7 protein-coding genes and 1 pseudogene are annotated in these 13,795 nt (G+C 70.8%); 3 read left to right on the plus strand and 5 right to left on the minus strand.

The features are described 5' to 3' along the window. Window positions 1–14 precede the first annotated feature (14 nt). On the minus strand, window positions 15–2,105 hold the full coding sequence (locus ABZW18_RS03465) for a SpoIIE family protein phosphatase (protein WP_356181423.1): 2,091 nt from the start codon (window positions 2,103–2,105) through the stop codon (window positions 15–17). A gap of 404 nt (window positions 2,106–2,509) precedes the next feature. Between ABZW18_RS03465 and cbiE the strand changes: the two genes are divergently transcribed. Together cbiE and ABZW18_RS03475 are read left to right on the plus strand one after the other, a co-directional pair. After that, window positions 2,510–3,739: a precorrin-6y C5,15-methyltransferase (decarboxylating) subunit CbiE gene (cbiE, locus tag ABZW18_RS03470; protein WP_356181425.1), complete on the plus strand. Its 1,230-nt coding sequence runs from the start codon at window positions 2,510–2,512 to the stop codon at window positions 3,737–3,739. Between the two features lie 123 nt (window positions 3,740–3,862). Beyond that, on the plus strand, window positions 3,863–4,330 hold the full coding sequence (locus ABZW18_RS03475; RefSeq protein ID WP_356181428.1) for a hypothetical protein: 468 nt from the start codon (window positions 3,863–3,865) through the stop codon (window positions 4,328–4,330). Between the two features lie 188 nt (window positions 4,331–4,518). On the opposite strand, the gene ABZW18_RS03480 is transcribed toward ABZW18_RS03475, so the two are convergent. The 4 genes and pseudogenes from ABZW18_RS03480 to ABZW18_RS03495 form a co-directional block, all read right to left on the minus strand. Beyond that, a complete protein-coding gene (locus ABZW18_RS03480; protein WP_356181431.1) occupies window positions 4,519–6,483 on the minus strand; it encodes a sulfatase in 1,965 nt (654 codons plus the stop codon). Between the two features lie 360 nt (window positions 6,484–6,843). Then, complete coding sequence (locus ABZW18_RS03485; RefSeq protein WP_356181434.1) at window positions 6,844–8,172, minus strand: SUKH-4 family immunity protein; 1,329 nt, start codon at window positions 8,170–8,172, stop codon at window positions 6,844–6,846. A gap of 52 nt (window positions 8,173–8,224) precedes the next feature. Beyond that, window positions 8,225–10,264 (minus strand): ATP-binding protein, encoded by a 2,040-nt coding sequence (locus tag ABZW18_RS03490; RefSeq protein ID WP_356181437.1) that lies wholly within the window; start codon window positions 10,262–10,264, stop codon window positions 8,225–8,227. Window positions 10,265–10,373: 109 nt separating this feature from the next. Beyond that, a pseudogene (locus tag ABZW18_RS03495) lies at window positions 10,374–10,616 on the minus strand (excalibur calcium-binding domain-containing protein); the annotation flags it as partial. A 230-nt stretch (window positions 10,617–10,846) separates the two neighbouring features. Here ABZW18_RS03495 and ABZW18_RS03500 point away from each other — a divergent pair. Then, on the plus strand, window positions 10,847–13,420 hold the full coding sequence (locus ABZW18_RS03500; RefSeq protein WP_356181440.1) for a hypothetical protein: 2,574 nt from the start codon (window positions 10,847–10,849) through the stop codon (window positions 13,418–13,420). The last annotated feature ends 375 nt before the right edge of the window (window positions 13,421–13,795 follow it).

The raw sequence follows: 13,795 nt of genomic DNA on the forward strand, positions 1-13,795 counted from the left end.
ACGATCCCCTGAGCTCACACGCCGCGGCTTCTCCGGCTGCCGGCGGAGCCGACACGGGACCTGGCGAGGAGCATCGCCACGTCGTCCTGCGCCACGGAAGGCAGGAGACGGCCGAGGATACGGTCGCAGATCTCCTCCAACGGGAGGTCGCAGTCCCGCAATGCCTGAGCGAGCTGTTGCATGCCCTGGTCAAGGTCCCTGTCCCGGGACTCGATGAGGCCGTCGGTGTACATCACCAGCAGGCTGCCCGGGGGCAGGAGTACCCGCTCGGTCCTGAAGTCCTGTCCACCCGCGCCGAGTGACGGCCCCGAGGGGCCATCGAGGAACACGACCCTCCCCCGGGCGTCGGCCACGGCCGGGGGCGGATGGCCCGCCCTGGCGATCCGGAAGTCACCGGTAGCCGGGTCGTGGACGGCGTAGACGCAGGTCGCCATTTCGTCCGCGCCCAGATCGGCGACGGCGGCGTCCAGCGAGCGCAGCATCTCGTCCGGGGGAATGTCGTGGCGCGCCAACGTCCGTACCGCGGTGCGCAATTGCCCCATCACCGCCGCCGCATGGATCCCGTGCCCCATCACGTCCCCGATGACGAGCCCGGTCCTGCCGCCGGGCACGCCGATGACGTCGAACCAGTCACCGCCGACCTCGTGGTCGCTGGCGGGCAGATAGCGCCCGGTGAGCTCCAGCCCGGTCATCCGCGGCAGCGAGGTGTTCATCAGACTTCGCTGCAGAGTGAGGGCGGCGTGCCGCTGGCTGGAGTACATGCGCGCGTTGTCGATGTTCAGCGCCGCCCGGGCCGCCAACTCGTCGATGAGCACCTTGTCCTGCTCGCCGAACGGCTCCCGCTGACGGGTGCGCGTCACCACCACCGCGCCGAGCACCACGCCGCGGGCGACCAGCGGTACCAGCCGGGCCGAGCCCAGTCGGGTGCTCAGATAGACCCGCAGCCGCTCGTCCTTCGGATCGGGGAGCAGCGCGGCTATGTCGGGAAGGGAGAGGTCCATCGGGTGCCCATCGGCGATGACCTGCTCGTACACCGAGCCCGGCGGCACCTGGTAGGTCAGGTCCACCGCCAGTTCCTCCGTCGGGGCGGCCGGGTCGGTGTAGGCGACGGCGATCCGGCGAACCATGCCGTGCGCCGACGCAGCGACCTCACCGGGCGCGAGCACCTCGTCCAGCAGATGCACATCGGCCGAATCGGACAGCTGGGGCACGAGTACCTGCACCACCTCCTCCGCGGTCCGCCGCAGGTCCAAGGTGGTTCCCATCTGCGTACCGGCCTCGGCCAGCAGAGCGAAACGGTGCTGCGCCTGCTCGGCCCGGACCTGAGCCTGCTGCCCGTCGGTGATGTCGATCAGGGAAGCGATCAGTCCCAGCCGCCTGCCCGTGGTGCTGAGCAGCGGAGCGTATGAGCATGACCACGTACGGTCATGGTCGGGGTCGGCCGCCGTGCACCCCGTACGGCGGAAGTCCACCACCACCTCGCCGTGATCCAGAACCTGCCGCATCACCGTCTCCAGTGCCGCGGCGTTGACCCCGGGGGCGACCTCGGACACACGCTTTCCGATGTGGTCGGCCGCGGACACGCCGTTCATCCGCGCCAGCGCGTCGTTGACCCGCAGATAGCGCAGGTCGGGGCCGAGTATGGCCAGACCGATCGGGGACTGGGTGAACAGCCCCTCCAGTGCCGCCAGCGAGTCCCGCATCCGCAGCACCTCGGAGGTCTCCGCGGCGACGGCCATGAGGCCCGTCCGGCCCCGCGTGTCCGCGGCCGGGCAGATCCACATCTCCATTTCGACGAGGTGCCCGTCACGGTGCCGGACGGGGAGGCATCCGACCACCACCTCGCCCGCCTGGACCCGGCTCGTCAGCCGGTGGGCCAATGGCTGGTTGCGCTCGGGGACCAGTATCGGGATGCCGTACCGGCCCAGCAGCTCCTCCGGCGCGTAACCGAGCAGGTCCTGGGCGGCGAGCGACCACTGCTCGATACGCCCGTCCGCATCGGCCCTCCACAGCGCGAGCGGGAGCAGGTCGCGGAACACACCCGCGTACCCGACCGCGTCCTGTGACCGGTCCGGCACATCACTCGACGACTCGTGCGTGTCCACCGCAGTGACCTATCGCTGGCCGTGTGCTCTCCGCTTACTGGCCGCTCCTCCCGCGAGATGGTTCGACCGAGCGCTCCCGGCACATGAGCTGCCGACTCATGACCGGACAGCGTCCCCGGGGGGCGCAGAGTACGCATAAATCAGCGTATCCGAGGTCAGGAACGGACGAGCCGGCGAATGCGGTCCGCCCGGCGATGGGGCCCCGCCACTCCACGTGTTGGCGTGAACACCCTTGGGCACAGCCGGTCGTTGGGCCGGTGGGGAGCCGGCCGGCGGCGTGGCGGTATGTGGGGCACGGTGTCCCCCGAGGGGGCGACGTGGGGCCGGCATCCCCCGAGGGGGCGGTGAGGGCGGTGGCCAGTAGAGTTCGGCTCTGTCCCCTCCCGATCTTGAGGTATTCGGCAGTGAGCTCAGCAGCCCCCGCACCAGCAGTGACCGTCGTCGGGATCGGCGCCGACGGGTGGGGCGGGCTCTCCGTCGGCTCGCGCGAGGCACTGAGGGACGCCGAGGTACTGATCGGCGGGGAGCGGCAGTTGGATCTCCTTCCGCCGGAGTGCGCGGGCGAGCGCGTGATGTGGCCGTCGCCACTGCGGCCCGCCGTACCGGGGATCCTCGCGGCTCACGCGGGCCGCCGAATCTCCGTACTGGCCAGTGGGGATCCGATGTTCTACGGCATCGGGCGGGCCCTGTCCGAGGTGCTGGGCGCCGGGCGGCTCCGCGTCCTGCCGCACCCGTCGTCCGCCTCGTACGCCTGCGCACGTCTCGGGTGGCCGCTGGAGGACACCGAGGTGGTCACGCTGGTCGGCCGCCCCACCGCGAACCTCGCCGCCGCCCTGCACGACGGCCGCCGGCTCCTGGTGCTCAGCGCCGGCGCCGCGACGCCCGGCGAGGTGGCGGCACTGCTGCGCGAGCGTGGCTTCGGGCCGAGCCGGATGCACGTATTCGAACAGCTCGGGGCGGGGCGCGAGCGGCACGTCGAGGGCACCGCGGAGGACTGGGCGCAGCCGTCGGGTGATCCGCTGAATGTCATCGCGGTCGAGTGCCGCCGCGCCGACGGCGCTCTGCGGCTGGCGGTCGCGCCCGGACTGCCGGACGAGGCGTACGAACACGACGGGCAGCTCACCAAGCGGCATGTACGCGCGGCCACGCTCGGCGCGCTGGCACCCGCTCCCGGCGAGTTGCTGTGGGACATCGGCGGCGGCTCCGGCTCCATCGCGATCGAGTGGATGCGCGCGCACCGCTCCTGCCGGGCGGTCACGGTCGAGCGGGATCCCGTTCGCGCCGAACGCATCAGCAGCAATGCGCAGCGGCTCGGCGTACCGGCCCTGCGGGTCGTCACCGGCGCCGCACCCGAGGTGTTGGCCGAACTGCCCGCGCCGGACGCCGTGTTCGTCGGCGGCGGGCTGACGGTGCCCGGGCTGCTGGATGCCTGCTGGGACGCGTTGCCCACGGGCGGACGGCTGGTTGCCAACACCGTGACCCTGGAATCCGAGGCGCTGCTGGCCGACCGGTACCGCCGCCACGGCGGCGAACTGGTGCGGCTCGCGGTCGCGTACGCGGCCCCCGTGGGCGACTTCACCGGCTGGCGCCAGGCCATGCCCGTCACGCAATGGACGGTCACCAAAACCCGGTGAACGTCCCGTTTCCGCGTGAGGTGCACGCGGGCTTCCGGCCTGTACGCCAACTGGTCCTTGATGCGGGCGCTGTTGTGCAGGATTCTGAGGGACTTCCGAAACTGAGGAGTCGCGGCCTTGCGCGTGAACGGGGACACCGAACGGGACTGCATGGCCTGTGGGCTCATCGCCGGCACCGAGCCCTTGCCCGGCGGCACGGTACTCACAACCGACCGGTGGGTGGTTGAGCACTGCGTGGGGCCGCTGGGCCTGGGAACGCTGGTGGTCAAGCCCATCCGACACGTGGTCCACGTCGCCGACTTGGCAGCCGAGGAAACCGGTGAGCTCGGCCCGCTGCTCCAGCGGGTCAGCGCAGCGGTCACTACGACGATGAATCCGGAGCAGGTCTACGTCTGCCTCTGGTCCCATGCCGGCGCGGTGCCCGGTCATATCCACTTCGTCGTGCAGCCCGCCCTCAAGGACGATCTGGACCGGCACAGCGCCTACGGCCCGGCTCTGCAAATGGCCATGTTCGACGCCGGGATCGTTCCGGACGGGGCGGCCGTCGAGGAGGTCTGTGCCCGTCTGCGGAAGGCACTTGCCGCCCAGTAGCGCGGCGCCCGGCCGGTCGGGGGCTGCCCAGGCTCTGACCGCTCCTCTCGGCCCCTCCACTTGGCTGCTCGTCCTGGCCGCTCCTCCTGGGATTCAGCGAGCAGAGATCCCAAGTCGGCCGCCACAGAGGGTGATCGGGGCCCATCGGTCGTCGGCCCGTCCGTCGGCCCCTGGTGTGCCCCCGGCGGTTACCGGCTTCTCGTGGACGGGGTGGAGCCGGACTTCGGACCGTAGGCAGTCAGGAAGCGGTCGCGGAAGGTGTCCATCCGCGCGACCGGGGCCTTCGGGCCGGGCTTCAGACCTTCCTGCCAGCCCCAGCCGGAGATCCGGTCCATCACGGCCTGGTCGTGGGCGACGATCGTGATCGGTACGTCCCGGCCGAAGTTGCCTTCAGTAACGGTCGGGACGGGCTGGTGGTCGCCGAGGAAGACGAGCACGGTGTCGTCGTCGCCGTACTTCTCCACATAGGAGATGAGGCTGTTCAGCGAGTACTGGATGGCACGCCGGTACTCGGTTCGCACCTGGTTGGGGTCCTTCCACACCTCTTTGGGGTCCTTGCCCGCCTTTTTGATGGCGTTGTAGACCGAGCCGTCACCGACCTCGTCCCAGCCGATCATCTTGGGTATGGGCGCCCAGGGGTTGTGGCTGGAGGCCAGGATGATCTCGGCCATCAACGGCTTGTGGCCCGGCTTGCCGTGCTCCAGACGTTCGAAGGCGGACAGGCTGTACTGGTCGGGTACGGGCGTCCAGCTGAACTTGGGCCCCTTGTAACCGAGTTGCCGGGAGTCATAGATGTTGTCGAGGCCGTAGAACTTCCCCTCCGGCCAAGCCCGGGTGACGCCCGGCATGATGCCGACCGTCCGCCAGGCGTTGGTGCGCCGGAAGGCGCCGGTGAGGGTGAAGCGGTCGCTCGAGGTGAGGTTGCGGTAGCGCTGCTCGTTCTTGATCCACAGACCTGACGCGAACGTGGAGTGGGCCAGCCAGCTGTGGGCGCCCGTCGTCGGTGACGTGAGGAAGGCGCTCCGGGAGGAGAACCCGGCCGCGCGCAGCCGGCTGTTCCCGTCCGCGAGCACCGCGTCGACCTGCGATGCCATCTGCGGGTCCTGGAGCGCGCTGCGGCCGTAGCTCTCTATGAAGGTGAAGATGACGTTCTTGCCGCGCAGCCCGGTCAGCAGCTGGTCGGAGGGGGTGTCGCGGAAGGCGTCGACGGAGGCCGTCTTGGCGAACTCCCGCTCGTCCACCAGGCCCGCACTCACCTGATGCGCACGGTCGTTGACGCGCTCGGCGGTGCTCGTGGAAGCGAGGGGCACGCCGGCTATCTGCACGCCGAGCGCCGTGAAGGATATCCAGGCGGTCCCGAGTACGAAGGTGGTACGGGTCGCCACGGCGCTGTGCCGGACCATGAGATTGCTCAGGCGGACGACCGCCAGCGTCATGAGGACGAGCAGGGCCAGGACGAGGACCACGACCCCGATCACGGCACCGATCGCGCCGGCCTCGCCGACCGAGTCCCTGAGGAACGACTCGGCGTCGTCGAACAGGATCCAGTCGAGCACCGGGTCGAACGGCCGGTCGAGAACCGAGTGGAAGCCCATATCGAGGAGGTTCAGGATGGTCAGCAGGCCGAGGCCTGCCCCGGCGAGCACCGCCGCCACCCTCCTCGCCTTCGGCGGCAGGACGAGCAGCACGGCGGCGCCGAGGATTCCCTCCACCGGAATGCGCGCGAACGTGCTGGGCGTGAGGCGGGTGAGCTGGTTCGGCAGGAGGAGGGCGGAGAGGACCAGCGCGGCTGCCAGGGCCGTGGTCGCCCACGCCACGGCCCGCGCCGCGGCCGGGTACTTGTCCCGCCGGCCGCCGCCCGCGACGACCTCGTCCGGGTCGACGCCGGCGGCGCCACCTGCGGCGGCTTCTTCACGGGCGGCGGCGCCGTCACCTGGGGGGGCGCTGTCACCTGGGGCGGCTTCACGGGGGGACGTGCCGTCACCCCCTGCGGCGGCTTCCTCACGTACGGGCGTGCCGTCACCTGCGGCGGCGTCCTGTCCCGCGGCGGCGTCGTCCGGCGTGCCCTCCGGGGGGCCGTCCGGCGTCAGGCCCTCCTCCGTGGTTGCCTTGTCCGTATTCGGCGGCCGACGAGAGCTTGTGAAGGGCGACAACCCAAAGGTCCTTCCGTGCGAAGCCCGGTAGTGGCAAGGCGGACCAGGCTCGGGAGGTCGGGGCCGCCGTTATCCGTACGGCTTGTCGGCGGATTCCGTTCAATCACCGGGGTCACCCGCGCGGGAAGCGTACGCCAGTGCGGGTGAATGGGTCGGCGGAGGTCGGCCTCGAAATCGCCCACCCGGCGGTCCAGGACGGTAAGCAGGCCCCGGGAACGCCGACGGCCTTCCCTCCCACCCTCCCGGACCAGTGGAAACGCTCCCGAGTCAAGGCCATCCGTCACATGAAACGGCCACGGCCACGGCAGCGGCAGCGGCAGCGGCAGCGCAGCGGCGACGGGAGCCGCGGGCCGGGCTTCGTCAGAACAGTCCGTGCCACATCTGCTCGACGATCACGGACCACCAGTTGTCCGGGTCCTCCAGCGCGGTCGCGTCGATCGCGGCCAACTGCGCCTGGAACGCGGCGACTTCCGCACCCGCCGCCACCGGGTCCAAACCCTGCATCCCCTCGCGGGTCGTGGCGAGCAGCGCAAGGGAGCGGACGAAGGCGGACACCGACACGTTCACGCGACGGCCCTTGGCATCGCGCGGCGGGACCGCCCAGACCTGGCCGACCGGGCTCGTCATATGCGGCGGCGCGGTGCACTGCACCGTGATCGCGGACACCCCGTCGGAGCCGATACGGACATGGCCACCGAGAACCTCGAGAGCAATCTCGGTGGCCGCCGTGCCGACCTCCCGCATGTACGTCGCCATGTCGGTGAACAGACCGCCCGCCGGAGGAGCGTCCGCCCGGTCGGCCGTGAAGAAGAACGGCAGTTCAGCCGGGAGCCCCGCCCAGGTGAGCGTCCCCTTCGCTGCCTCGGGCAGCTGGGTGTGCGCCACGTCGTCGGCGTCGTGGCGCCGTACGCCCTCCGCGCCGAAGACCTCGGCGAGCCAGCGGCCGAGAGCCACGTCCCGTACGGGATCGGCAGGCGTGACATTCGCGGGCACGGGGACGCGGTGCGGAGCCGGCGGCGGCTGCTGGCCGGCGATCCGGTGCATCATCTCGACGTGCTGGAGCAGCCCGGCGATGCCCTCGGCACGCTCCTCGGGACGCTCACCGTAATTCTGCGTGCAGGAGAACTGGGCGTTGGGGAAGGCGTTGCGGAGCATCTCACCGGGGTAGCCGCCGGGGAGGAGGCTGGAGCTCAGATCGGTGTGCACGCCGACGACGTTCTGCGCGGGGACACCCATCCGCTGGAGTTCCGCCCACCCCTGGTACTCGGAGTGCGGCATTCCGGGGGCCGAGTTCCGGAAGAGGGTCGTCTCCTCGCCGTTGGAGGGGTCGACGAAGGTGAACACGGCGGTGTTGCCGGGGCCTGTGACCGGGCGCGCCTCGGCCGCGGCAGGCGCGGTGGCGCCGCCCCCGTGCTTCTGCTGGTACATCCGTACGACCTCTTCAACCGGCACAGACGGCCAGACGGTCAGCTCGCCCGACCGGCGGTCGACGACACCGCACGCGTTGCCGACCTCGGCGGGCGGCCGTCGCTGACCGGTCACCGGGTCGCGCTCGGGCGGCGGCGGCACGGCCCATACGACCCAGCCGAGGTCGAACTCGTGCGTGGCCACCTGGCGCTGCGGAGCCTGCGCGCCGTACGGGTTGAGCCATCGGTCGGCGATGGCGATGGCCTGCGCCTGGCTGATCAAGAGGGGACTCCTTCGAGACCTTCGAGGGGGTACGGGTGGCCACTGAGGGCAACTACGAGGCTATCGCTGATACGTGCGACAGGATGCGCAGGGCCTTGACCCCGCGCCCGGTGGCGACGAGCAGGACGCCGTCGGAGGAGAGGTCGGCGCCGGTGAACGGGGTGTCGGAGATCAGCGCTGCCACGACCTGCTCGCTTCCGCGGTCCCAGACCCGCAGGTAGTCGGCGCCGCGGCTGAACGCGAGCGGGGCGGCCGCCCGCTCGTCCTCCGAGGGGCGCAGGATCCGTTCCGGTTCGGACTCGTGGAGCAGCCCGGGCCGTACGAGAGCGTGGACGAGCACCGCTGCGCCGCCGCTCTCCGCGACGGGGCGGGCGCCCGGCGTGCCCTCGGGAACGACGAGGACGGCGACGGGGAGGGCGGCCGAGGCTTCCGGTTCCGTCGGGTCGGGGTCGCAGCTCGGGTCGGTTTGGACGCCTCCCGCGCCCGCACCCGCCCTGGGACCCGAATCCGGATCCGTATCCGAATCCGCCTGCCGGCCCGGCTGCGGGAGGCTGCCGACGGTCACGGCGCTGACACCCGGAACCGGGAGGCTCCACAGGGTGCGCCAGGGCAGATCGAGCCCGATCTCGTGCAGTGCGGCAGCATGTTCGGGCATGCCGTCCTCGACGAACGCGGTCTCGAGGAGGGCCGCGCGCATCGTGGCGGGTGCCTGGGTGCGGGTGAACAGCGGAGCCGAGCGCAGATAGGTACGGGCCGGCGCGGCGAGTGACTCCACCGGCACGGCTTCGACGGCCGCCCGCAGCACGACGGGGTCGGCGTGCACGAAGAGGCTGGGATCGGTGAGGAGTTGGGGCAGTAGCCCGGCGTCGAGTGTGTGTCCGGCGATGTAGTCGCGTACGTACGGGTCGGCCTTGGCCCAGTCCTGTTCGGGGACGGCCTCGAGCAGCGCCATGGCGATCTGCGTCTGCGCCGCGTGCACGTCCGGCAGTCCCGCACGGATCTCCTCGGCGAGGCCGGGGTGCAGCAGGCGCAGCAGCGTACGGTCGTCGTCCTGCTCCACGGGCTGGACGAACGGTCCGGCGAGCGTCATTCCGCCCGCTATGGGCTCGCTCATGTCCGCCCCGGCGACGGCGTTCGCGAGGCGGCCCCACAGCTCGACCGGGAGCCCGTCGCCCTCGGCGAGGGCGAGCGGGGCGAGTATCAGCCGCAGCGTGCGGGGATCCGCGCCCAGTCGTCGGGCGTGCAGGTCGACCGCCTCCCCGACGCTGCTGGGCAGCAACGTCGCGTCCGCCGGATCGAAGCCGTCCGGGTGCAGCAGGATGCCGTTGACGGCGAGCTGGACCGTCAGCCGGCTGCCGGGACCCGCGGCCGCGCGGTGGGCGATGGATGCGGCGAGGGCGTGGCGGGCCTCCGGGTCGGCGGTGAACGGCAGCTCCGGAGCGCCGAATCGGGGATCGAGCACCGCGTCGGCGTGCAGGACCAGACCTTCCGGGTCGGCCCACTCGGGCTCGTCGAGGTCGATGATCTGCACGACGCCGGACGGCGATCCGGCGGCGAACGCGGCCAACTCGGCCGCGAGCGGGCGCGGTACGTCGACCAGGAGCCGTACGGTCTCGGTGGCGGCAAGGGGCTTCAGGACCTCCCGTACAAGCCGCGCCGGCTCCCCGGCGGCTCGTACCGGCCCGGCCCGGTCCACATCGGGAACGACGACGGTCACGGGCTCGGCGCGGGCGGCCAGTTCGGCGTACACGTCCTCGGTACGGGCGGCTTGCGACCCGAAATGGTCCGCGAGCACCCAGAGCACCTGAGCCGCCGTCAGGCCTTCCGGGCCGGGCACGGCCGGCGCGGGGAGCTCGGGCGGCACGATCGTGGGATCGAGCTCGTCCAGTGGCAGCTGCTTGCGAAACTCCGGGTCACAGAGCATCAGGAACCCGGTGAGCAACCGCGAACAGCCGCTGCCCGGACTCCCGGTGAGTACGAGGACGCGCGGTGCGCCGGGCTCCTGCGTCCGCCATGCGGCGAGGGCACGCAGCGCGGCGGTGCGGCCCCCGATGTGAGGGTGCGGTGCGTAGCCGTCGGTCGAGTCGGTCATGGTGTCCCCCGTCCTCCGCCGTGGCGGACGTCAACCGTAGCCAACTGATCTTATGTTCGGCCGGGTGTGGTGCGTGGCCGGGGTCCTCGGCCGTGCTGCTGGAGGAGGGTCAGGGGCGGACCGGCTGCCGCACCCCTGACCGGACTCCCTGGCGACGTTCAGACGATCCGGCGTCGCAACCGACGCCGTCGCCGTCCCGGTCGAGGTGGGAGCCGTAGCCCGGCTCGCCGCGGTGGACGGGTGCCACGCCCGCGGCGCGCGCTTCGGAGCATTTCCCGTAGGCGACGGATCCGCCCCCGCCGCCAGTGCTTCCACCGCTGCCACTGCCGCTGCTGTCGTCGCCGTTGGCGGGCTGGGGCGGTGACCGTGGCCCGGGGAGGCGCCGAGCCGTACGGACCGGCCGCTGAGGCGGCAGCCCTGGGGACCGGCCGCTGAGGCGCCGGCCGGTACGGCCGATCGCCGTCGTTGAAGTCGACGAAGCCGACTTCCGGCGCCTGCGGTGCGGCCCGTGAGACCGTGGATCGTCGCCCGGCCGCACTCCGGCCATTCGCTCAACACGGCCTGAGGGGACGTGAGTTCATCGTGAATGACTTCGACCGCATTTTCGACCCTCAGTACTCCGCTGCAGACCTGTTCACCAACCGCGATGCCGAGAACCAGGCCTTCGAGCGCGGGCTGCTGCGACACCTGGAACGGCTGCTCGACGGCGGCTCCGTACTGGCTCGGACAGCGCGGGAGAACGTGCTCACCTTCTACGGGATCGGTGGGATCGGTAAGACGGAGCTGTCGAGGCGCCTGGAACGCTGGATCCTCGGCGAGCTCGGGGATCCCGGTGACTGGGGCGACGCACCGCGGCTCGACCAGCCGGTCAGGACGGTCCGGGTCGACTTTCACGGCAGCACGGTGGTCGGCGCTGCCGACATCGTGCTCTGCCTGCGGGCCGCCGTCGCCGACCTCGGCGGACGCTTCCCGGCGTTCGATCTGGGCCTGGCGGCGTGGTGGGCGTTGGCACGTCCGGGAACGGTGCTGCCGGATCTTCGGAGCGCGGGTGGATTCGATGTGCGGGAGCAGATCACGGACACCCTCAATGAAGTTCTCGCCGACGCCGGGGCACGGCTCGGCGTAGGGCCGCTGACCGTGCGTACGGGGATCCGGCTGGTCGACGCGGTCCGTACGCGCCGGCTGCGCAGCAGAACGCTGCGCGAGTGTGCTCCGTTGGCAGCAGTGATCGAACAGGCGCGTCTGGATCCGTCGCCGTACGTGGCGGCGACCCTGGCCGGACTGCTCTCCTGGGACCTGGAGAGGCTGGAGATCGGTGAAAGGCCCGTGGTGGTGGCGTTCGCCGACGCCGCCGAGTACATCCAGGGAGGCGACCGGATCCAGGAGCGGCTGTTCAACCGGATCGTCCATCTGACGCCCGGGGTGCTGTGGGTGGTCACCTCCCGGAAAAGTCTGGACTGGGATGCCGGCGCACTGACCGGGGTGCTGCCGGCGTCCGGTCCTCAGGTTTGGCCCGGTCTCCGTCTGGGCGAGCGGGCCGAACCTCACCAGCACCTGGTCGGCGACCTGTCGGACGCCGATGTCGATCGCTATCTGGCGGCGGCTTCCGGAACGGCCGGCAACCCGCACCTCGGCACCGAGGTGATCGACCGCATCAGGCGCGGCGCCCACGGCCTGCCCCTCTATCTGGACCTGTCCATGTCCATCGCCCGCGCTGCCGCCGACAGCCCGCTCGACCCTGTCGCCTTCGGCGGATCGCTGCCCGAACTGGTCACGCGGGTCTTCGCCGACCTCCCGGAGAACGAACGCGAGATCGCGCGGACCGCGAGCCTGATTCCCCGCTTCGACCCCGACCTGATGGCACGAGTGACCGGTGGGCTGTTGGGCGACGCCCAGCGCTTCTGCAGACGGTCACTCGTCAGCGAGGACAACCACCCGGTGTTCCCGTTCCGGCTTCACGACGCGGTCCGTTCGGCGATCGCCAACGAGTCCGTCATCCACCGGGGGGCGTGGGCGCCGACGGACCGCACGGCCCGCGCCGACACGCTGGTCGAAACCCTGCGGCAGCTTCACGAGGACGTTCTGGACAACGTCGGGCAGCGGCTCGACGTCCTGGAGCTCGTCGCGGGGCTCTGCGCGGCGCATGACATGCGGGCGCCATGGCTCCTCAAGGCGCTGATCGACCTGCCGGGGATGAGGCAGACCGCTGAACGGCTGCCGCCGCCGGCTGAGGACAACTGGATGGGACAGCTGTCCCGGTTCTTCGAGGGGTGGCGCGGCCGCACGGCACGTCAGCGGATCGACTACCTGGAGCGGTTGCTGACCGGCCCGTTACCGGACGACGTTCACCGGGTGGCCCGCCGCTTCCTCGCGTACGCGCACCGCACCACCGGCAAGAGCGACCTGGCCCTTCCCATCCTCCTGGAACTCCTGTCGGAGAAGCCCAAATCCGGGAGGGTGCGCTACCAGGTTGCCCGAACCCTGCACACCCTTGGTCGCTACGAAGCGCTGAGCGAGCACCTTGACCGCTATCCGCTCGATCCCGGCGCTGACCTGCGAATACAGGGGGACCTTGCCCACGATCGCGGAGAGATGGCGGAAGGGATCGCCGGCCCCGCAGGCCGCGCCGGCTACCTGCGGTCCGTCGGACAGCACCGCGTCTCTCTGGAGAACGATGCGATCGCCTTGTGGCGAGCTGCGCTCGTCGGACGTACGACGGTCGCTGAATGTGATGCGGCGATCGCCGAGGCCGACCGCTATGGCATGTGGCTCAATATGCGGACCGCGCTGGCGGCGAAGGTCTTGTGCCTCGCAGCCGATGACCATGATGCCGATGGTGTCCTTACGGAGGTGACGGCGGTGGTCAACGCCTCGTCCGGCTTCCGCGGTTGGCGGGAGTGGACCTCCGGCCTGCTGCTCGGCCTGCGACGCGACGACCACCGCCGCATCGCGGAAATACGGGAGGAGTGGGACAGGGCGGCGCGATCCTGGACACCGAACTACCAGGTCGTGGACCGGCTGTTCATCTTCGCCGGCTACCCGCCGACCTACCCGCCGTCGTGGATGAGTGGCATCGGCAGGAGCCTGTCCGACATCGACCGGCGCTGGCACGAAGCCATCGGAGCCTTCGTCAACCGCGCCTCCACCCTCTCCTGACGCCGCGAGCGCGTGGCGCCGTCGCCCGCCGGTCCCGGTGGCGGGCGACATCGCCGAGGGGATCGAACGGGCCGGCGTCGGTCAGCTGCGGTCGTAGTGGCTGCTGTACTTCGTTGCGGCCCCAGCGCTCCCTCACCGAAGGGCACTTCACGCCTCACCAGCTAAAACTCAACGGCCGAGATCGGAATGACAACGGCTTCTCAAAGAGCGTTTTGTCCCGGCTGGAGTATTTGGTGATGCTCCATGGGGTGGGTCGGTCTGGGATCGCTGGTACAGATGCGCTTGACGCCGTCTCATGTGACAGGTGGCATTGTGGATCAGCCCGTTTTCGTCGAATCGCTCCTGTCTGATCCCAAGGCGCCCCTGCTTAGCTCC

This window comes from Streptomyces sp. NPDC004647 (assembly GCF_040609575.1).
GTDB lineage: Bacteria > Actinomycetota > Actinomycetes > Streptomycetales > Streptomycetaceae > Streptomyces.